Source organism: Bacillus sp. ISL-18, from assembly GCF_018613415.1.
In the GTDB taxonomy this organism is placed as follows: Bacteria; Bacillota; Bacilli; order Bacillales; family Cytobacillaceae; genus Neobacillus.
In genome coordinates this window covers 136030-156781 of sequence record NZ_JAGGQG010000003.1, presented here as the reverse complement: position 1 = coordinate 156781, position 20752 = coordinate 136030, and the positions used below count along the sequence as shown (strand labels likewise).

The window sequence follows — 20752 nt, the reverse complement described above, 5'->3', positions numbered from 1 at the left end:
CTTCAAAAATGAGGTAGGCCCCTTTATTTTTTAATTCCCCTAACTGTTAGTAGTTGTTTGATTTAGTACGTCCTTTTCAAACTTATGATATACTTTAAGAAAGAACCAGTTGTCATGTGAGGAAGGGGACGAGTGCAATGGGTAATGAAATGTTGATTAAAGATAAAAAACAAACGGTAAAAGGGACGCTTGCTCGCGGGGCAGTTTTTGCTAGAAGTAAGGTATTCGAGGTTATAACCGAGAATAACGAAAAATGGTATTTAGTCTATTATAAAAACACCTTAGTTTATGGAGCTAAGCTTGACCATATGGAAGAAGGTACATTTATTCAAAAGGTCTTTACCGAGGGAATCGTTCTTGATTCTTCCCATCCAGTTTTAGCAGCACTAATACCCCAATTATCCGTTACCATTCCTACGAAGAGTAAACTTTTCTCCCATCTGCAACTCCATTTCCCGCTTCAGGAAGTTGCCTTTATTGCCACAACACTTGACGCCTTTTATGAAAAAGAACAGGTAATCAGTGTTTTAGATAAAATCTATTTTAACTTTAGACGAAACGGCAAGTTTTTAAAATCCTTTCAAGTTATCCAACTCTTATATAATTTCTCTCCTTCATTAAAATCTGCAAAGGAACGTATGGATTCACATGAATTCCATCCGTATCATCAAATTTATCATTCCAACGATTTATCCACTCTCTATGAAAAAGATCCGTTATTTGTGGAAATACACTGTTTCAGACATCGTTCCCAGCAAAAAGAAAGAGAATTCCTTCTAAACAAACTAGATGGTTTAGCTGCGCTTTTGCTGTGGTTAGAACTCCCGGATGCCGGCAAGATAGAAACATATACAGAAATAGCTCTACAATTTATCACGAAGGAAGACTGGCTACTCCTTTTAAGTCAGGTCCAAATTAATCCATTTAGGTACTTGCTTGAGGCAAAACCCACACTAGAAAAAATGATGCAGGCTGGTAGGGTGGAGAAAGCTGCTACTTGCTTATTCCCATTTATTCAAGACCTGCCAGCGGCTTATGATGACATGCTAGAACAGATTTGGGAAAAATCTGACCCAGACTTTGTCTTAGCACATATTAATGAATGGATTCTTGCTTTGAATCATCTGCCTGATCATCATCCCCATCTGCAATGGGAGGAGAAATTATTTCAATTAACGGTTAAACTGCTAGATTTGTACGATCTTCCTTCGGTTGAGGAAAAACTTCTATCGTTTCAGACTGTCTTCCCAACATCAGAGGTGATTCAAAAAATAAAGGAAATGACCACTTTAGAAGAAAATCCTGATCGGATGATGGATTTGGGTGACTATTATGCTGAATTTAAACAATATGACAAAGCAATTGACTGTTTCGCATGGGAGATGGAGCTGCAGCCACAGAACCCTTCGCCTGTCCGGAAGATTAGTAAAATGTACCAAGCTAAAGGCTTAGTAAAGGAAGCGTCGGCCTATCAGCAAATCTTGAATCAATTATCTTCGAATAAACATATAGGATAAAAAAGGCGTCTAACACCAGTTTTGGTGTGGACGCCTTTTTTATAGGTTGGAGTATAAGTAATACAGCATATTAGGGGTGATTGTCCGAAAAGTAGATAACATACAGCCTTTTACCTTACTTAATTTTACGGGCAGCCATTGGGGGTTGTTCCAGCCATTTATATTCAATCATTAGGTTCAATCCATCATCTAGAAAGGTGCCGGTTTCAATTATTAGGAATCCAAATAAACTGCTTAAATCTCTTCTGACGACAAAACTTAAAGCATTTCCATATCGAGCAATGGCAATTTGAGTAAGTGAAAGCGCCTCAAACATAATCAGGCGGTCGGAAAAAGGGGAAATCGTCGACTCTGTTATCTCAGATTCATACGTAGCTTGAAACGGAAGGTTTTCCGCTGTATTAAAGGACTGAAATTTTTCTACCCTTTTTCCAGCTATATTTTTGCCTCTCCGGCAAATTTTTTGAACCTTTGGATCTTTAGCAATTTGTGAAAATATCATAAACATTGTTTTGGCGAGGACTACACCGCGCAGGCTAAAAATAAGATTATCAATTTCAATCCCGGTAAGCTGTCGTTGGTCACCCCACCAGCCTGACACGAAAGAATGATGCTCAATCATTTCGGGTTGTTTTAGTTCGGGTAGATAAACAGGCTGATGTCCATATCCTTTTTTATGAACTGTTTCCGTAATCATCCGATAAAGCTCCGTTGAATTTTTAAGACATGTTTCAAAAAAAGGTAAAACCTCTGGATGATCTGTTTTTCCCAAGGTTAACCCGTAACCATATATGCCATATTCGGAAAGTACATGGAGGATAAAAAGGATTAGTTTATCAGACATAAGCCGAGGGACCTCTGGACTTACGTCACTTTTTAGACTAAACCCAATGGGCGGAGTAAACCCGGCTTTTGTATATAAAGCAAGACCATCATCCACAATTTTCGTGGCTATTTTTTTAGATTTCTCTAAGATTTTTTTTAAATCTTCGTCTTCCGCGTGAAAATCCCAATAGGCTAATAAACAAAGGTGGGCTTGATTGGCGATAATAAACTGCCATAAATTCGAAATCTCTCCCGCTGTTGGTTTGAGTTCCATAGTACCTCCTAAAAATTCCAATCAAATATAATATAGATTCTGCTATAAATTCGACTGTTATACATGGACTGAGGAAACCGAAAATATCTAAAAGCAGGAAAGTGTGGCACCGAGTTAGAAAAGATAAAGGATTAAAAATTATCATGAATTGGACAAAATACTCCAGTATAAATGAGATAAATGCTATACCAATACTGTGGTAATTCATATAAAATAAGGATGTACAGAATGTAAATATAAGGAATAAAGACAAGCAGATATCCGTTTTTAAGAACTCTTTGGCTGGACTAATCATGATTGATTAGTTAGGGAGATGATTATTTGATGAAAAAACAGTATGATTCACTTGCCGATCTGAAAAGAGGGATCTATCTTTGGATTGTGCCGTTAATTGTAACCGCTCTACTACTAAATACTGTTATGCAAAATAGTCCTATTGTAAATAATATGAGTTTTATCATTAACAATGCGCTGACGATTTGGCTGGTTTTTTGCTGGATTTTAGTAATCAAAAGGCGATGGATTAAGTTTGCTGAGTATTCTTGTTTAGCTTTAATTACGATTTACCATATCGCTACTTTTTTTGATACAGTCTCGCATTATTTGCTCCCAAGTGGAGGAGCTTTAGGAGATTTTATTGTTTGGATGCCTATTTATCTTGCGTTTATTTTCTTAACATTAGGAGTTAAGAAGGGTCTCCCTTTCTCCATACTGATCTTTCTTTTGACACTAGTGGATGGTCTTATTTATTTTGACAGGCTCTCAACCGACTCGCTTGATTCGTTATTACAGTATTATTTTGCGAATTTTGTGTATGTTATTGTTCTTTATTGTGCGCAGCATATTTTTAAAGTATATGCGGAAGCACAACTGATTAAAAAGCATGTCTATTTAGATTCCTTAACAGGGATTGCTAACCGTCATCGAATTGACAGCTGGTTTGAACAAAAACTAAAAGATTCAAAAGAGATGAATATAAGTTTTTCTGTGATTTTCTTCGATATTGATCATTTTAAAATGATTAATGATCAGTTTGGCCATAAAGTTGGAGATGCTATTTTAATAGAGTTAGCGGATTTAATTCAAAAGAATCTTGTTGTCAGAGAATTGTTTGGACGATGGGGCGGCGAGGAGTTTATTATCATTCCCGCTGTTACAGGGAAGGGGGCTATTAATCTTGCAGAATTATTACGAGAAACGGTTGCCCAGCATAATTTTAACAGTGTAGGAAAATTAACAGCAAGCTTTGGCGTTACAGAATCTTTGCCGGATGACACCATTGATTCGTTATTAAGCCGTGTTGATGAGGGGTTATACCAGTCAAAACATCGCGGCCGAAATAAAGTAAGTAGTGTAAGTTAAGAATAGGTGTACCTAGCTGCCATTAGGTGGCTTTTTTTGTATTAATTAAATTTGAAAATGCATTTAATTTGGGGAATACTGTTTTAATAAGTTACATTTGATTTAACTAGCCCATTCTGCAAGGAGAGGATTTCATTATGATCTCGATAGACCCATCCCAAAATACCGAGAGAGAAAATTATAAATTTCTAATCGGCAGTATTATACCAAGACCAATTGCTTTCGTGACATCCATGTCAAACGAGGGTGTTTTAAACGGTGCACCATTTAGTTATTTTAATATTGTTTCAGCCAATCCTCCAATGATATCCGTAGCTATTCAACGCTCTGCCGGGAAGCAAAAGGATACAGCGAGAAATATTATCTGCGCTAAAGAATTTGTTGTGCATATTGTAGATGAACAAAATGTTGAACTAATCAATAAAACGGCCGCCAGCCTCCCGCCCGACCAAAGTGAAATTGACTTAGCCCAATTAACTCCTGTAAAAAGCAATAAGATTTCTACACCGGGTGTTATGGAAGCTAAAGTTAGAATGGAGTGCACATTAGAGCAGGCTTTAGAATTAGGCGGTGAAGATTCTCCGGGATGTGACTTTATCATTGGTAGAATTGTTCAATTTCATATAGAAAGTAGCCTTTATCAAAGTGGGAGAATCGATCCTAAAGGTTTAGCTGCAGTAAGCCGATTGGCAGGTAACAATTATGCGAAAATCGGGGAGATTTTTGAAATCGAAAGACCACAGTAGTTCCAATAGTGAATATCATTAAAAATAACAACGCTCATTTTCTGCTTTGAGCGTTATTTTTATAGGGTAAAAAGCAGTCGTTTGTAAAGGATAAGTTGATTGAATTCTTAGTTGTTTCCAGAGAATATATATAGATAGTTGATTTAAGAGAAAGGGTGAATTCATGTACTTCCTCTATTGGATTTTTAAATGTGGATGGCTGCTGTTCATTATTTTTATTGGGAATATTTATTTAAGCCTTATGGGCTTTTGGTCTGTCATCATTTGCATTGCTGTCTTTTTGGCTGGGAATCATTTGATTAATAAAAGCATGGAAAGGGTCATTTTATCGAGGAAGAAATAGAGTTTAGCGTGTTTTTCAAGAAGGAGAAACGAAGAAAATCAGAAGGATTGATGATGGAATCTTTGAATTATATTAATTTTCCCAACGTTAGAAAATACCAGTGTAAGGATTTTTAATAGAATTTCAAGAATCGACAGTTGACGAGCCCTTTTCTCATCACTTTTTTCCCAATTATGCAGTCGAAGTTACCATGATATGATGTTTTTGCACCCCAAAAAACAATATATTATTAGGAGGCTGGGAAACGATGAAGAAGAGAACATCTATCATGCTAGCATTAGGTTTAACGGTTGGGTCAGTATTGCCGATAACGGCTGCAGCCAATACTACTCCGTATAATGTTACTGCTGCTAAGGATGCAAGTCAGTTTGGCAAGGATGCAAAGGTAACGTGGAAAAAAGGGCAAACCGTTCCCTCCTTCGTCCATGGTAAATTATCTACTAAGGTCTATAAAGATCAAGCATCCGTAAAGCAATTTTTAAAAGATAATAAGTCGCTATATCAATTGGATGCCGATAAAGATTTAACATTGTTAGATGCTCAGACCGACGAGCTTGGCAGCAAGCATTATAATTTTGTTCAATCGGTGCAAGGAATTCCGGTGGATGGGGCCAAATTCAAAGTGCATACCGATAAAAACGGCATCATTACAGCGATTAATGGCGATGTTTTTCCAGCCGCATCCAACTATTTCAAGGGGAACTTGAAAGCTCAGCTAACTAAGGAAGCTGCACTAGAAAAAGCTTGGAAATCTATTCATTTAACAAAAGAGGAAACATTAACAAATGCTGAGGCAGGACCAACTGGTATAAAATTTGAAGATACCGTGGAAAAGGCGGAATTGGTAGTTTATAAAAAAGAAAATGACTTCTATCTGGCCTATAAAACTAACCTGCAATTTATCCAGCCATATGGGGCTAACTGGGTAGTATATGTTGATGCTGTGAATGGGAATGTGCTAGATTCATATAATGCCGTCGCGGACGGTGCCACAACAGGATCTGGATATGGCGTATTAGGGGATTATAAAACTCTAAATACCTATTATTCAAACAGCACTTATTATTTATATGATGTAACAAAGCCGATGTCAGGAGTAATTGAAACGAGAACTGCACAAAGCCGAACCGTGTTACCAGGTAATTACTCAGTTGATGCTGATAATCAATTCAATGCTGTTTCCCAAGGCGCGGATGTCGACGCCAACTACTATGCCGGTAAAGTCTATGATTATTACAAAAATACGTTTAATCGTAATAGCTTTGATAACAATGGTGCAACGATTCGTTCTTCGGTGCACTACAGCCGCAATTACAATAATGCTTTCTGGAATGGTTCACAAATGGTATATGGGGATGGTGACGGTGTAACCTTTAGACCTTTGTCTGGTGCTCTAGATGTCGTCGCCCATGAATTAACACATGCAGTAACAGAAAGAACGGCAGGCTTGGATTATGTGAATCAATCCGGGGCCTTAAATGAGTCAATCTCCGATACGTTTGGGGTATTCCTAGACAAGGGAGATTATTTAATCGGTGAAGACGTGTACACGCCAAGTAAATCAGGCGATGCGCTCCGCAGTTTATCCAATCCAGCTCTTTATGGCCAGCCTGACAACATGAGCAAATATGTCAACACTACTTCTGATAACGGCGGAGTGCATACGAATAGTGGAATCCCTAACAAGGCCGCCTATTTAACGATTTCCAGCTTAGGAACATCCGTTGCTGAAAAAATCTACTATCGTGCGCTTACCGTATACCTAAATCCGCAAAGTAACTTCAGCGATGCACGCGCCTCACTGCTTGCTGCCGCTGCAGACCTATACGGAACAGGCAGCACCCAATACAATGCAGTTGCCTCCGCTTGGAACCAAGTAGGAGTATACTGATGAAAAAATAAGAACAAAAGGTCAGCCATCACACATTGTGGTGGCTGACTTTTTTGTGTGTGAATAGTGAAAATGGTGACAGGCACCAGGCGTTAGGACAAAAAAATAGATTGGTGCCGGCACCAATCCAAAATGGGAAGTTTTAAGAAATGAGCTCCTTCGAACTTATTTCCTAATTAAGTTACTCTTATAATAGTGAAAACTTGTGTAGAAAATAGGGGGAAGTTGTGTGGAAGTTGTGAAGATTTCTAATATGTCTAGGATGTTTTTTACCATTTAATACAACCCCCGCCATAAACGGAGAATCATGGTAGTGTGGATCGCTGACCCAATTGGATATCAATCATCTTCCCTCCTTACTAGGTTTCATTAACTTAACTTTAATAGGTCTAGCGTAGCAATGGGCATCAATCTAGTCCGATTTCGAAGTATAGACATACACTGTTTACAGTTAGATATTAGGAGGGAATTAGAATGGAAGAAAGACAATTTGGGGTTCCTGGTCAAACATATCAACATGGCCAAGGCGGCTATTATCCAGGTCAGGGTTATCATCATGGTCATGGAGGGTATTATCCATATCCAGGTCATGGATATCATCATGGTCATGGAGGTTATTATCCGGGTCATGGTTATCATCATGGTCATGGAGGTTATTATCCAGGTTACGGCTATCACCATGGTCATGGAACCTATTATCCAGGCCAGGGATATCACCATGGCCATGGCACTTATCAACCAGGCCAAAGGTAAAAAGCCTTTATAAACAAACACAGTTAACAAGGTAAAAAAAGTGCCTGACACCCGAAGGGTGTCAGGCACCTTTTTTACCTTTGGGTAGTTGTGTTTATTAAAAAATCCCATATAATAGAATTATCAGTGTTCACAAAATTGTAAAAATAGAATATTGCTAGCGTATAAATAGGAATAAGCATAAAGGACAGAAAATTTGGAGGGATTGTTCAATGGTAAAAGCAGCAGTTGCAGGTGTCATTGGTTTTGTACTTATTTTTATCGAATCGATGATCGTCATGAAATTAAAAGGCTATGAAACGATTGAATATGGAGGCATTGCTCCTTTTATTAATGTCTGGGCAATGAATTTCTTTTTTGTTTATGCTATTCTTACGCAGGTTACAAATTGGTATGTAAACAATCAAGAACTTAATGAGGATAATAGCTTCTAGAAGCCTGCACCATTTCAGGTGAAATAAGATAAGCAGATCTTCTCAATTTGAGAAGGGCTGCTTATTTTTTTTTTTTTTCCAAAAAGTGAATTACCACTTGATTTAACTAATAGCATTAGTTAAAATAAAACTAACGATATTAGTTTTAAGGGGATGAGCAAAAATGAGGCTATTAAAAAAAGGATATGTTTATCAAGTAACATTTATGGCACGTGTTTTTCCGGTTAACTGCTATCTAGTGGAGGAAGAGGATGGGTTAACGTTAATTGATGCTGCCCTAGGTTTTTGTGCAAAGGGAATATTGCAGGCTGCAGAACAAATCGGAAAACCGATTACTAAGATTGTACTAACACACGCTCACGAAGATCATGTGGGTGCACTTGATGCCATCAAATTGGCAAATCCAGAAGTACCTGTTTATATCTCATCCCGTGACTATAGACTAATGAATAATGATCGTTCACTTGATCTGCATGAAGATCAAGCCCCGATAAAAGGGGGAGTTCCGAAAGACCTAAAAACTCGGGCTACTATTTTACTTAAAGAAGGCGATTTAGTTGGCTCATTAACAGCAATTGAAACACCGGGCCATACACCTGGATCGATGTCATTCCTCGATTTGCGGACTAAAGCCTTAATTGCTGGCGATGCCTTTCAAACAAGAGGCGGCATCGCGGTTGCCGGAGATATAAAACCATGGTTTCCATTCCCTGCTTTCGGAACTTGGAGTAAGAAAACGGCTTTAGCAAGCGCCAAAAAATTGCTTAGTTATCAACCAAAGCTGCTGGCGGTTGGCCACGGGGAAATGGTGGAGAATCCAATTACTGTGATGGAAAAAGCAGTGGGAGAGTTTCAGCTGAAAATCGGATAAAGGAGAAGAATGATGTCACCAAGACCGAAAGTCGGACTTGAAATGTCCGCCATACTAGAGACAGCGGGGGAAATAGCCGACCACCAGGGAATGTCTGAGGTTACACTCGCAAACCTTGCAAAGAATTTAGGGATTCGCCCCCCTTCATTGTATAACCATTTTGATGGATTGCCCGGATTACGAAAAAAACTTGCTATTCATAGTATCGACCAATTATATGAAGTAATGGCGGATGCGGCTAAAGGGGCAGCAGGAACGGAAGCGGTCCTTGCCATGAGTAAGGCTTATGTGAATTTTGCCAGAAAGCATCCAGGGATGTATGATGCAACTTTACTTGCTCCAAACCCGGAAGACGAAGAGGTACAACAGGCCGGAGGGAAAATTGTAGACCTTTCAGTCCGTGTCCTGCAAAGTTATCATTTAAAGGGAGAGCAGGCCTTACACACTGTTAGAGGATTACGCAGTATTTTGCATGGTTTCGCTGCATTAGAGCAAAAGGGTGGTTTTAAGATGAATTTGGATTTGGATAATAGTCTGAAAATCATTATTCAAGCATTTCTTAAGGGAATGGTGAGCAGCAGTTAGTTTCATAATTACATCCAAACAATGGTAATGTTCTAATCATTAGAGCTTTGATATAATGGGAATAACTTTACTTTAAGGAATGATCAGTATGCAAAGATCAGAACAATTTGGGTTAATATTAGATGTTGAAACAACCGGCTTGGGACCAACAAAAGACGAAGTGATTGAACTTGCCCTAAAGTTATTTACTTACCGGAGGGAAACGGGAGAAATCATCGAAATCATCGAGGAAGATTCTTTTTTACGTGAGCCCCTTTCAAGGACAGCCCGTAACAATTATGATACTGCCTTTCGGGTCCATGGAATTCCTTATGAGTTAGTAAAAGGGAAAAGCTTCTATGATGTGAAAATTAAAACTTATTTTCATCGTGCTGATACGGTGTTTGCCCATAACGCCTCTTTTGATCGCAGCTTTTTGTACCATATGTATCCTGAAGTTAATGAACTACAGTGGTATTGCACGATGAGAAATATCCCTTGGAAAAACTATGGATTCCCAAATGGAAAACTCCTGACTTTATTACAGGCTCATGATATCACAGATTATCAAACACATAGAGCGCTCGATGACATTACATATCTATTGGATCTGCTCAAGAAAACGAGTCCGAAAGGTAACCTCTATCTCCAAGAAGTCCTTGAAAAAGGATCAATGCGAAAATACCAGCCAACCGCAGCCCGTACAAAACTTGGCTAATAATTGGTGCCTGTCACCATTACTGATATTATCACTATACCAATGTTGAAGACTCATTAATTTATAACATGAAGCTTGTATGTTAAAATATTCACTATGTTAAAATACATCGGGGTATGGTGATTATGAAACTCTTAACATTAAACTGCCATTCGTGGCATGAGGAACATCAGCTTGATAAAATCGCACATTTAGTAGATACAATAATTGAAAACTCTTATGATGTTATTGCCTTGCAGGAGGTAAGCCAGTCAAAAGGTGAAGAGTATGTGGATGGGAAAGTAAAGAAGAATAATTACGTCTACGTTTTGTTACAAGAACTTAAAAAGCGTGGCAATGACGACTATTCGATGGTATGGGATTTGACTCACTATATCAAAAATGGTACCTATGAAGAAGGGGTAGCGATCCTAACCAAGCATCCAATCATTCGGCACCACTCCTTTTATGTATCACAAAGTGAGGATTATGCGGTAAACTGGAAAACCAGAAGAATTGTCGGAGCAACGATAAAGTACAAGGACAAACCTTATACCTTTTATTCTTGCCATATGGGCTGGTGGCATGATGAAGCTGAACCTTTTAAGGCACAGGCTGACAAGATGTTTAAGAAGTTGAATTGGGATGAGCATTTCTTTCTACTTGGGGATTTCAACAACGATGCTTCTCTTAAGGGCGAGGGGTATGAGTATTTGTTGAGTCGTGGTCTTTATGACACATACAATCTTGCTGAAGAAAAAGATGAAGGAATTACCGTTAAGGGGAAAATTGCTGGATGGAGCAATAATAAGCAAGACCTGCGAATTGATTTAATCTTAACCAATCAACCTGTACAAGTAGATTTTTCAAGAGTAATCTTTAACAATCACAATAAAATGGTGGTATCTGACCATTATGGTGTGGAGGCAAAGGTTAACTTATAAACGTAATCAATAGTCACTTGATTTATGAGTGAGCAATGGATAAAAACGAAAAAACAGCTTCGCTGCATAGAAAGCATGCAAAGCCGTTTTTTTTGTTGCTTTCCCGTTATGTATAGTAACTTCATGCTGGATAACTCGTATAGGGAAGTGATTAAAGGATTATCTGCCCTCTGTGAAAACTTGAAAGTTTACACCAAACTTATCCGTAACACTGCCGTATGCCGGACTAAAGAAGGTTTCTTGCAGTGGCATACTCACTTGTCCGCCTTCCTTTAGCGCATCAAAGAATCTATGCGCCTGATCAGCGTCATTTGTGGAAATACATATTGTTACCTGAGTTCCGCTCTGATGTGGCTGGCCAGGGAAAGTATCAGAAAGCATTAGGTCCGTTTCACCAATTTTAATGGTTGCATGACTGACACGGTCCTTTGCCTCAGCTGGCAATGGAAATTCAGGGTTCTCTGGCATCTCACCGAATGATTGGCTGAATATAACCTGAGCTTCTAAAGCCTTTTGATAGAATTCAATTGCTTCTTTTGCATTTCCATTCATTACTAAATAGGGAATTAAACGTAATGTCATTATAAATCAGCTCCTTGCTTAATTGGTAAACTTCACTTTTCATTTAGAACAGAAACAACATTGGTATGAATAAAGATAAGTGAAACAACACAATTCCTATTCTTACCAATAATTTAATTATAAAACAAGGAACTAATGTTCGCAATAGTAATAATGGTGCCTGACACCAATAGTACTATAAGTATCGTTCATTTATTATATTAAGGTGGTGGAGCGCGTGGCCTGCGATGATGTAGGCGAGGGCACGTGTTGAGATATCGGAATTGTTGGCAACTCCAGTTCTCTCCCAAGCTTCTTCTGCCATATTGTTGACGAGTGTAATGGTAGCTTTACGTACAGCTGTGAAGTCTTCAATGATTTGTTTAACAGACAACGTATCAAAGTTAGCTGCGGCTATGTAATCGTTCTCGTTGAAACCAGCAAGTGGTGTGTGATCGCCACGGCCAACTCGCAGCAGACGATAGCTCATAATCCGTTCTGTGTCAGCCATGTGGCCAAGAACTTCTTTGATACTCCACTTCCCTGGAGCATAACGAGATTGTCCAGCTTCCTCGGATAAACCTTCAGCCAAGGAAATCGTTTTCTCCAAATTCTCTTTCAATGTTTCCAATAAGTCCCCATCTGGAACCAAATGTACATACGGCAGGTAATACTCCGGAAATTCACTTACACTTGGACGTTGAATCATCGCAATTTTCCCCCTCATGGCTAAAATTAAAGTAACTATTTACTAATCCCTTTATCAACTAATTGTATAGCCGACTTGCACATTTTATTATAATTTTTCAAAAATTAAATCGCCATCTATCTGCCTAATTTAGTGAAAATTACTTCCCCATATAATCGTAATCAAAAAAAAGAGCTGCCGCAAAAAGCAGCAACTCTCCGTTTAAAATTAAACCATTTTCTCAAAATGGACACGTTTATTTAAAATATACATTACCGGCATACCTACGGCCATAACAACCAATTCACCAATAGCGGTGGTCAGCCATGTGAATAGGAAGGGCAGATCAAAAGCTAAATGCAGTTCAAGCGCAATCAAGAACATCGTGACCGTGAAAACAAGGGTGTTGACGATCATTCTAGCCCAAATTCCTTTAATAAACCGTGAGCAAAGAATGGTAATGACTAAAGCAATCACCGATTGTCCCACTCCAAAAATTAAATCGTAAGCCTTCATTGGCGAAAAAAATAAATTCGTCAAAAATACCCCTAAAACAATCCCGTAAATGTACTTTTTATTAAAAACGACTAAATGATTAAACATCTCCGATACACGGAACTGTACTTGAGTAAACCCAAACGGTTGAATCAATGCAGAAACTGCAATATACAACGCTGCAATAATCCCATTTACGACAATCCCTTGCACATTACTGTGCCCTTTGTCTGTTCTGGCATTTGTACTCGCCGACTGAGCAAATTTCTCCATATTCATTTCTCCTTAGTTTTTTTACGTGGGAGGTTCTCGAACCACGTTAAATTAGAATACTTGCAAACTAATATATTATTATAAAAATAAACATGAGTCAATGACATTATTTTGAAATAATAATATAGAATTATTTTCCAAAATAGTAAATAATACCACTGAATACTGCGCATATTAAAAATAAAAAAGGAATGGCTATAGATGAAGCATAATAAAATGTTTTTATTCGTGTTAATGTTAGTACCCTGGCTGTCGGTGCCAATGCTCGGAAAAAGAAACTTTAAACGCTTTTTACCAGCGGCCTTTTTTATGATGGTCTGGATAGCTGTAGAAAGCATAATGGCCAAAAAAAGAGTCTGGTGGAAATTTTATGAAAAATTAATTCCTAATACAATGGGGGAATTGCCGTTCCTTTTAGGACCGTTTATAATTGGTTCGATATGGATTTTAAAATTTACATTTGGCAACTTCTTTCGCTATCTAATTGTGAACGTAGTCACGGACTTTTTGTTTGTCTATCCCGGCATGTTTGTACTAAAGAGAATGGGTATTGTCACTCTCGTTCGCATGAAGAATTATCAAATGGGAATCTTATTTATGGCCAAATCTGTCCTTATGTACGGATTTCAATACATGGTTGAAAAAGTACGTAAGAAACCCAAATCATTAATCCAACGGCTCCTCCCCAAAAAGTAACAAGGGCTGATTTTCCTATTTATCGTTCTTTTAATTATTGCTTGTCTTCGTAATTGATGTTAAGATTTTATTAATTTAATTTTTATATTATAGGATTGTTACTGTTAAATCAGGCAAAACCTAAGACTAATGCCATTATGGTTAGTTTTAGGTTTTTATTTTTTTAGAGGTGATTGACTTGAAAATTGCGAAAGTAATTAATAATAATGTCATCAGTGTGATCGATGCCCATATGAAAGAACTTGTTGTTATGGGCAGAGGGATTGCGTTCCAAAAAAGACCCGGTGACCTTGTGGACGAATCCAAGATCGAGAAAACGTTTAAGTTAGATAATAAGGATGTCACGGAAAAGTTTAAAACCCTATTGTATGATGTTCCGATGGAATACATGGATGTTTCTGAACGGATTATTTCCTACGCGAAAGAGAGACTGGGCAAAAAATTAAATGACAGTATCTATGTTTCGTTAACGGATCATATCACCTTTGCGATTGAGAGAAGTCAAAAAGGATTAATTATTTCAAATCCATTACTTTGGGAAATCAAACGAATTTATGCTGACGAATATGCGATCGGTTTAAAGGCTATAGCAAAGATTCAAGAAATGCTAGGAATTACTCTTCCGCAGGATGAGGCGGGCTTTATTGCCATGCATATTGTCAATGCAGAGTTAAATGAAGAAATGCCGAATGTCGTGAATATGACGAAATTAATTCAGGATATTCTAAATATTGTTAAGTACCATTTCAAGATAGAGCTTGATGAGGAATCATTGAACTATTTCCGATTTCTGACTCATCTCAAATTTTTTGCACAGCGATTATATACTGATTCTCCGTACAACAACGAAGATGATTTTCTCTATGAAATGGTCAAAGAGAAGCAAAAAGAAGCCTTTGCTTGCGTGCAGAAAATTCGCGATTTTATTGAAAAAACGCATAACCATCAGCTGACAAAAGAGGAAATGGCTTACCTTACTATTCATATTGAACGTGTAGTAAATAGATCCTAAAAAGTTTTTTAGGAGAAAGCGTTGACAGGAAATGAAAGCGTGTGCTACTATGAATTTACAAATTAATATTAATTTTTTAGGATTGTTACTGATCAAGCAGGCAAAACCTAAATTGTATGTTTATCACCTTATGGTGTATAGCGTGCAATTTAGGTTTTTTTTATTTCCTAAGTCGAAGTACAGTTGCAGGAACTGGCCAGAACTTACAGCTGCTTCGGCAGAATAAATTTAATACGTTTATCACAGGATTGTTACTGGTAATGCAGGCAAAACCTAAGAAGCAAGGCTGGGATCATTTGGTCGATTTCATCACTTGTTACTTAGGTTATTTTTTTACAAAAAATCAGGAGGAATCACCATGGACTACAAAAAAACAGCAATAAGCATCCTTGAATTAGTCGGTGGAGAAGGCAATGTTCAAAATGTTATTCATTGCATGACTAGACTACGTTTTAATTTACAAGATCAAACAAAGGTGGACCGTAAACGATTAGAAAAAGTTCCTGGAATTATGGGCACAAATATAAGTGGAGACCAGTTCCAAATCATTATCGGAAATGATGTACCAAAAGTATATAATGCTATTTTAGAAAATAGCGCGATTAAAATTGATAGTAAAAGTAAGAAATCTGAAAAAGGGAAAAATCCAATCAATGCGATCTTTGATGTAATCTCAGGTACGTTCACACCCATCCTGCCTGCGATTGCCGGCGCAGGTATGATCAAAGGGATTCTAGCTATTTTATTAACATTCCATTGGATATCTGATAAGAGTCAAGTATACACAATCTTAAATGCGATTGGTGATGGAGCGTTTTATTTCTTACCGATCTTGCTGGGAGTCAGTGCAGCTAGAAAGTTTGGCAGCAACATTTATGTCGCAGCAGCCATAGGAGCGGCGCTGTTACATCCAACGATAACAGCATTATTAAGTGCAGGTAAGCCGGTTCACTTCCTTGGTCTTCCTGTAACGGCGGTCACTTATTCATCAACTGTTATCCCGATTTTACTGGCCGTCTGGATTGCAGCCTATGTAGAAAAATGGGTTGACCGAATTATTCCTAGCATGTTCAAACTGATCTTTGTCCCAACATTAACATTATTGATTGTTGTCCCAGTTACTTTAATTGCCGTAGGCCCATTAGGTTCGATTATCGGGAACTGGCTTTCAGCAGGTGTAGGAGCATTATTTGATCACGCAGGACTATTTGCAGGAGCACTATTAGGTGGAACATGGTCATTAATCATTATGACAGGTATGCACTATGCGTTTTTGCCGATTGCCATGAACAATATTGCAACTAAAGGGTATGATGTGATTATGCCTTCCATGTTTATGGCTAACATGGGACAAGCTGGAGCAACATTTGCTGTATCTCTACGTTCTAAAAACAAATCGTTTAAATCTTTGGCTATGACTACTAGCTTAACTGCTATTATGGGTGTTACTGAGCCCGCTATGTATGGTGTAAACATGCGCCTTAAGAAACCATTTATCGGTGGCCTTATCGGTGGAGCCGTTGGTGGAGCATATTACAGCGCTCTTGGTGTAAAATACTTTATCCTTGGTGGTAATGCAGGTTTACCAGGATTAGCTTCATTTGTAGGTGACACATTTATCTGGGCAGCTTTAGGATTCCCAATCGCTTTCGCGGCTGGTGCAGTTGCATCATTCTTTATGGGATTTGAGGATGTAGAAAGTGAAGAAGAGCAAGATGCAACAACTGTAGAAGAATCTAACACAGTAGACACTAAAACTGAATTAGTTGTAGCAGCAGAAAAAGTATTCAGCCCTTTAAAGGGTGAAATAAAAACATTAAGTGAAGTAAATGACCCAACGTTCTCGACTGGAATTATGGGTAAAGGTTTAGCGATCCAGCCGCAGGAAGGAAAAGTAGTTTCTCCTGTTACTGGTAGAGTAACAACTATTTTTAAAACAAAGCATGCCATCGGGATTACAAGTGATAATGGCGCAGAAATCTTAATCCATGTTGGTTTGGAAACAGTAAGACTAGAAGGAAAACATTTCACTGCACATGTGAAAGATGGCGACTTTGTTGAAGTGGGCCAAACACTTGTAACCTTTGATATGGATGCTATTAAGGCAGAAGGATATGACTTAATTACACCAGTCATTATAACAAATCCTGATCGCTATCAAACCATTGAACCTGTAAAAAAAGGAAACATTAATGCTCGTGAGGCATTCCTAGCATTGCAGTAAGTTTAGGACAGGGGAATTCCAATTTCCCTTGCTTCCTTCATATATTATTCAACAATTTATAACTAATAAAAAAATTATGAGGTGACTAATGATGATGAATCGTAAATTTCCAGAAGGCTTTTTATGGGGCGGAGCAACTGCAGCCAACCAATTAGAAGGAGCATATCAAGAAGGCGGTAAAGGTTTAAACCTTGCTGACGTGCTTCCTGGCGGGAAAGTTCGTTTAGAACTTCTTATGAAACCTGGTTTTAATTATGAAATTGAGCAAGATAAATACCACTATCCAAACCACGAAGGAATTGATTTTTACCATCGCTATAAAGAAGATATTGCTCTTTTTGCGGAAATGGGTTTTAAGGTATTTCGTATGTCCATTGCTTGGTCACGTATTTTTCCAAGAGGAGACGAAGAAACTCCGAATGAAGAAGGCTTAGCTTTTTATGACCGGGTATTTGATGAGTTACACAAACATGGTATTGAACCAGTGGTGACGATCTCTCACTATGAAACACCTCTACACCTGATTAAAGAATACGGTGCTTGGAAAAACAGAAAGCTCATTGGTTTCTTTGAGCGCTATGTAAGAACCATTTTTAACCGATATAAAAATAAAGTAAAGTATTGGATGACATTTAACGAGATTAATGGAGCAACACATTTCCCACTTTTCGGCTTAGGTTTCTCTGCTTCAAGCGAGGAAGCGCGGTTACAAGAAAGTTTCCAAGGACTGCATCATCAATTTGTGGCTAGTGCCTTAGCTGTAAAAATTGGACATGAAATCATTCCTGGTTCGCAAATTGGCTGTATGCTTGTTTATGCTCCAGTGTATGCTTTCGATAGCAACCCTGAAAATGTCATGTATGCGTTAAAAGAAGAACAAATTTTTAACTACTATTGTGGGGATGTTCAAGTTCGTGGGGAATATCCTGCATTTGCGGATCGTTACTTTAAAGAAAATGGTATTACATTAGATATTCAAGATGGTGATCTGGAAATCATTAAAGAAGGTACGGTTGACTATATTGGATTTAGTTATTACATGTCCCGCACTGAAAGAAAAGAAAAAACGAACGAGGAAGGTGCATCGGGTAACATTATCGGCGGTGTGAAAAATCCGTTCCTTAAAGCAAGTGATTGGGGCTGGGAGATTGACCCAGAAGGTCTGCGAATCTCATTAAACAAACTCTATGACCGCTATCAAGTACCTTTATTTATTGTAGAAAATGGTCTAGGAGCAAAGGATGAAGTAGAAGCAGATGGTTCAATTAATGACGATTATCGCATTGACTATCTAAGAGGACATATTCAAGCGATGGGTGAAGCGATTGAAGATGGTGTTAACCTAATGGGATATACTCCTTGGGGCTGTATCGACCTTGTGAGTGCATCTACTGGTGAAATGTCCAAACGTTACGGATTTATTTATGTTGATCGGCACGACGACGGCAGCGGAACATTAGAACGAAGCAAGAAAAAATCCTTCTTCTGGTATAAAGATGTGATTGCCACTAATGGCGAACAGCTTTAAACCTAAAGCATGCCGGTAAGCCTTAGTTGCTTCCGGCTTTTCTTATTTTGAAGTGGAATTGAGCTTTTGGAATGAATGTTGTGAGATTAAATTCTCCTTAACCTCTGAAGGACATGGCGCGACTGAGTTTCGACAGATAAGAGGGGTTCATAACCCCTGAAGGACAGGTCGCGATTGGATTTCGACAGATAAGAAGGGTTCATAACCGCTGAAGGACACGTCGCAATTTAGTTTCGACAGATAAGAGAGGTTCATAACCCCTGAAGAACATGTCGTGATTGAATTTCGACTGATAAGAAAGGTTCATAACCCTTGAAGGACATGTCGCGATTGGATTTCGACAGATAAGAGGGTTTCTTAACCCCTGAAGGACATGTCGCGATTGAATTTCGACAGATAAGAGGGGTTCATAACCACTGAAGAACATGGCACGATTTGATTTTCGACAGATAAGAGAGGTTCATAACCCCCCTAAGAAATTACACAAGTAAGTTTCTGAAGATAACGGGTTACATAGCCTTAGATAAACATTAATAGGAGGAGAATAAAAATGAAACACACTAAACTTAAACCATTCCCAGCGGACTTTTTCTGGGGAGGCTCCACATCAGCTTACCAAATCGAAGGAGCTTGGAATGAGGATGGAAAAGGCCCTTCAGTCATCGATATGGCCAAATATCCTGAAGGCACAACTGATTTTAAAGTAGCCAGCGATCACTATCATCATTATAAAGAAGATATTGCTCTCCTAGCCGAAATGGGCTTTAAGGCATACCGCTTCTCAATTGCCTGGACACGAATCTATCCTAATGGTTCAGGTGAACTAAACCAAAAGGGAATCGAATTTTACAATAATTTAATCAATGAAATCGTCTCACATGGTATCGAACCAATTGTTACGATGTACCACTTTGACCTGCCATACGCTCTGCAGCAAAAAGGCGGCTGGTCAAACCGGGAAACAATTGATGCTTTTGAAGTCTATGCTCAAACCCTATTTGAAAACTTCGGTGACCGCGTGAACTATTGGTTAACGATTAACGAACAAAATATGATGATCCTCCACGGAGACGCAATTGGAACAGTAGACCCTAACTTAGAAAATCCTAAAAAGGAACTGTATCAGCAGAACCATCACATGCTTGTAGCGCAGGCAAAAGCAATGAATTTATGTCATCAAATGCTGCCAAAAGCAAAAATCGGTCCAGCACCGAACATTGTGTCCATTTATCCAGCTAGCTCGAAGCCTGAGGATATTATGGCGGCTCAAAATTATTCAGCAATTCGTAACTGGCTTTACTTAGATATGGCTGTTTTTGGCCGTTATAATACAACTGCGTGGAATTACTTTGAAGAAAAAGGCTATGTTCCTACCATTTTAGATGGAGATATGGAAGTTTTAGCTAGTGCGAGCCCTGACTTTATTGCCTTTAACTACTATACTTCTCAAACGGTAGCGGCCAGTGAAGATGACGGTTCCGATGTAGGTCATACAGGAGACCAGCATATCACGATAGGAGAGTCAGGCGTATATAAAGGAGCAACCAATCCAAACCTTAAAAAGAATGAGTTTGGCTGGGAGATAGACCCAGTTGGCTTTAGAAACACATTAAGAGAAATTTATGACCGCTATAACCTTCCGCTAATCATAACAGAAAATGGTTTAGGAGCATTCGATAAGCTAGAAGAGGGTGATGTGGTTAATGACCCTTATCGTATTGACTTCTTACAAAAGCATATCGAGCAAATACAGCTAGCAATCACTGACGGTGTTGAGGTATTTGGCTTCTGCCCATGGTCAGCGATTGACCTGATCAGTACCCATCAAGGGTGCAGCAAGCGTTATGGCTTTATCTTTGTGAACCGTGATGAGTTTGATTTAAAAGATTTACGCCGAATTCGCAAGCAAAGTTTTTACTGGTACAAAGAGCTTATTTCTGCAAACGGTGAAAAATGAAATTAATTTAAGAAGAGCTTGTCCTGAGATAGGACAAGCCCTTTTTTTTTAGAGAAAGCTGAAAAATGGTAGAATAATAAATAATTATTCTTAGGGG

General features: G+C 38.5%; 19 protein-coding genes and 1 riboswitch. Of the genes, 15 read left to right on the top strand and 4 right to left on the bottom strand.

Annotated elements, in window-relative coordinates:
- Nucleotides 1-137 precede the first annotated feature (137 nt).
- Complete coding sequence (locus tag J7E81_RS06620; protein ID WP_215041374.1) at nucleotides 138-1517, top strand: tetratricopeptide repeat protein; 1380 nt, start codon at nucleotides 138-140, stop codon at nucleotides 1515-1517.
- A 115-nt stretch (nucleotides 1518-1632) separates the two neighbouring features.
- Here the strand turns inward: J7E81_RS06620 and J7E81_RS06615 are convergent, their stop codons facing one another.
- Nucleotides 1633-2616, bottom strand: a complete 984-nt coding sequence (locus tag J7E81_RS06615; RefSeq protein WP_215041373.1) for a DUF3231 family protein — start codon at nucleotides 2614-2616, stop codon at nucleotides 1633-1635.
- 324 nt (nucleotides 2617-2940) lie between these two features.
- Here J7E81_RS06615 and J7E81_RS06610 point away from each other — a divergent pair, with 324 nt between their 5' ends.
- The 9 genes from J7E81_RS06610 (at nucleotide 2941) to J7E81_RS06570 (ending at nucleotide 11221) form a co-directional block, all read left to right on the top strand.
- Nucleotides 2941-3978 (top strand): GGDEF domain-containing protein, encoded by a 1038-nt coding sequence (locus tag J7E81_RS06610; protein ID WP_215041372.1) that lies wholly within the window; start codon nucleotides 2941-2943, stop codon nucleotides 3976-3978.
- A 137-nt stretch (nucleotides 3979-4115) separates the two neighbouring features.
- Complete coding sequence (locus J7E81_RS06605) at nucleotides 4116-4724, top strand: flavin reductase family protein (protein WP_215041371.1); 609 nt, start codon at nucleotides 4116-4118, stop codon at nucleotides 4722-4724.
- Between the two features lie 590 nt (nucleotides 4725-5314).
- Entirely contained in the window at nucleotides 5315-6958 is a 1644-nt protein-coding gene (locus tag J7E81_RS06600; protein ID WP_215041370.1) for a M4 family metallopeptidase, read from the top strand.
- Between the two features lie 474 nt (nucleotides 6959-7432).
- Nucleotides 7433-7711: a hypothetical protein gene (locus J7E81_RS06595; RefSeq protein WP_215041369.1), complete on the top strand. Its 279-nt coding sequence runs from the start codon at nucleotides 7433-7435 to the stop codon at nucleotides 7709-7711.
- 212 nt (nucleotides 7712-7923) lie between these two features.
- Nucleotides 7924-8145, top strand: coding sequence for a hypothetical protein (locus J7E81_RS06590; protein ID WP_215041368.1), 222 nt, complete (start codon nucleotides 7924-7926; stop codon nucleotides 8143-8145).
- A 163-nt stretch (nucleotides 8146-8308) separates the two neighbouring features.
- Entirely contained in the window at nucleotides 8309-9016 is a 708-nt protein-coding gene (locus J7E81_RS06585; RefSeq protein WP_215041367.1) for an MBL fold metallo-hydrolase, read from the top strand.
- A gap of 12 nt (nucleotides 9017-9028) precedes the next feature.
- Nucleotides 9029-9601: a TetR/AcrR family transcriptional regulator gene (locus J7E81_RS06580; RefSeq protein WP_215041366.1), complete on the top strand. Its 573-nt coding sequence runs from the start codon at nucleotides 9029-9031 to the stop codon at nucleotides 9599-9601.
- A gap of 88 nt (nucleotides 9602-9689) precedes the next feature.
- A complete protein-coding gene (locus J7E81_RS06575) occupies nucleotides 9690-10298 on the top strand; it encodes an exonuclease domain-containing protein (protein ID WP_215041365.1) in 609 nt (202 codons plus the stop codon).
- Between the two features lie 125 nt (nucleotides 10299-10423).
- Nucleotides 10424-11221: an endonuclease/exonuclease/phosphatase family protein gene (locus tag J7E81_RS06570; RefSeq protein WP_215041364.1), complete on the top strand. Its 798-nt coding sequence runs from the start codon at nucleotides 10424-10426 to the stop codon at nucleotides 11219-11221.
- 159 nt (nucleotides 11222-11380) lie between these two features.
- On the opposite strand, the gene J7E81_RS06565 is transcribed toward J7E81_RS06570, so the two are convergent.
- The 3 genes from J7E81_RS06565 to J7E81_RS06555 all read right to left on the bottom strand — a co-directional run bounded on the left by J7E81_RS06565 (nucleotide 11381) and on the right by J7E81_RS06555 (nucleotide 13238).
- A complete protein-coding gene (locus tag J7E81_RS06565) occupies nucleotides 11381-11803 on the bottom strand; it encodes a VOC family protein (RefSeq protein ID WP_215041363.1) in 423 nt (140 codons plus the stop codon).
- A 175-nt stretch (nucleotides 11804-11978) separates the two neighbouring features.
- Nucleotides 11979-12491, bottom strand: a complete 513-nt coding sequence (locus J7E81_RS06560; RefSeq protein WP_215041362.1) for a DinB family protein — start codon at nucleotides 12489-12491, stop codon at nucleotides 11979-11981.
- Between the two features lie 207 nt (nucleotides 12492-12698).
- Nucleotides 12699-13238: a QueT transporter family protein gene (locus tag J7E81_RS06555; RefSeq protein WP_215041361.1), complete on the bottom strand. Its 540-nt coding sequence runs from the start codon at nucleotides 13236-13238 to the stop codon at nucleotides 12699-12701.
- Nucleotides 13239-13244: 6 nt separating this feature from the next.
- Nucleotides 13245-13289, bottom strand: a riboswitch (PreQ1 riboswitch).
- Between the two features lie 150 nt (nucleotides 13290-13439).
- On the opposite strand from J7E81_RS06555, the gene J7E81_RS06550 reads away from it, so the two are divergent.
- From J7E81_RS06550 to J7E81_RS06530, 5 genes are all read left to right on the top strand, one after another.
- Nucleotides 13440-13934, top strand: coding sequence for a hypothetical protein (locus J7E81_RS06550; protein ID WP_215041360.1), 495 nt, complete (start codon nucleotides 13440-13442; stop codon nucleotides 13932-13934).
- A 178-nt stretch (nucleotides 13935-14112) separates the two neighbouring features.
- Entirely contained in the window at nucleotides 14113-14946 is an 834-nt protein-coding gene (gene licT / locus J7E81_RS06545; RefSeq protein WP_215041359.1) for a BglG family transcription antiterminator LicT, read from the top strand.
- Nucleotides 14947-15304: 358 nt separating this feature from the next.
- Nucleotides 15305-17170 carry a beta-glucoside-specific PTS transporter subunit IIABC gene (locus J7E81_RS06540; protein WP_215041358.1) on the top strand — a complete coding sequence of 622 codons (1866 nt, stop codon included), beginning with the start codon at nucleotides 15305-15307 and terminating at the stop codon, nucleotides 17168-17170.
- Nucleotides 17171-17261: 91 nt separating this feature from the next.
- Nucleotides 17262-18698 carry a glycoside hydrolase family 1 protein gene (locus J7E81_RS06535; RefSeq protein ID WP_285291995.1) on the top strand — a complete coding sequence of 479 codons (1437 nt, stop codon included), beginning with the start codon at nucleotides 17262-17264 and terminating at the stop codon, nucleotides 18696-18698.
- A gap of 550 nt (nucleotides 18699-19248) precedes the next feature.
- Nucleotides 19249-20655 (top strand): glycoside hydrolase family 1 protein, encoded by a 1407-nt coding sequence (locus J7E81_RS06530; protein ID WP_215041356.1) that lies wholly within the window; start codon nucleotides 19249-19251, stop codon nucleotides 20653-20655.
- The last annotated feature ends 97 nt before the right edge of the window (nucleotides 20656-20752 follow it).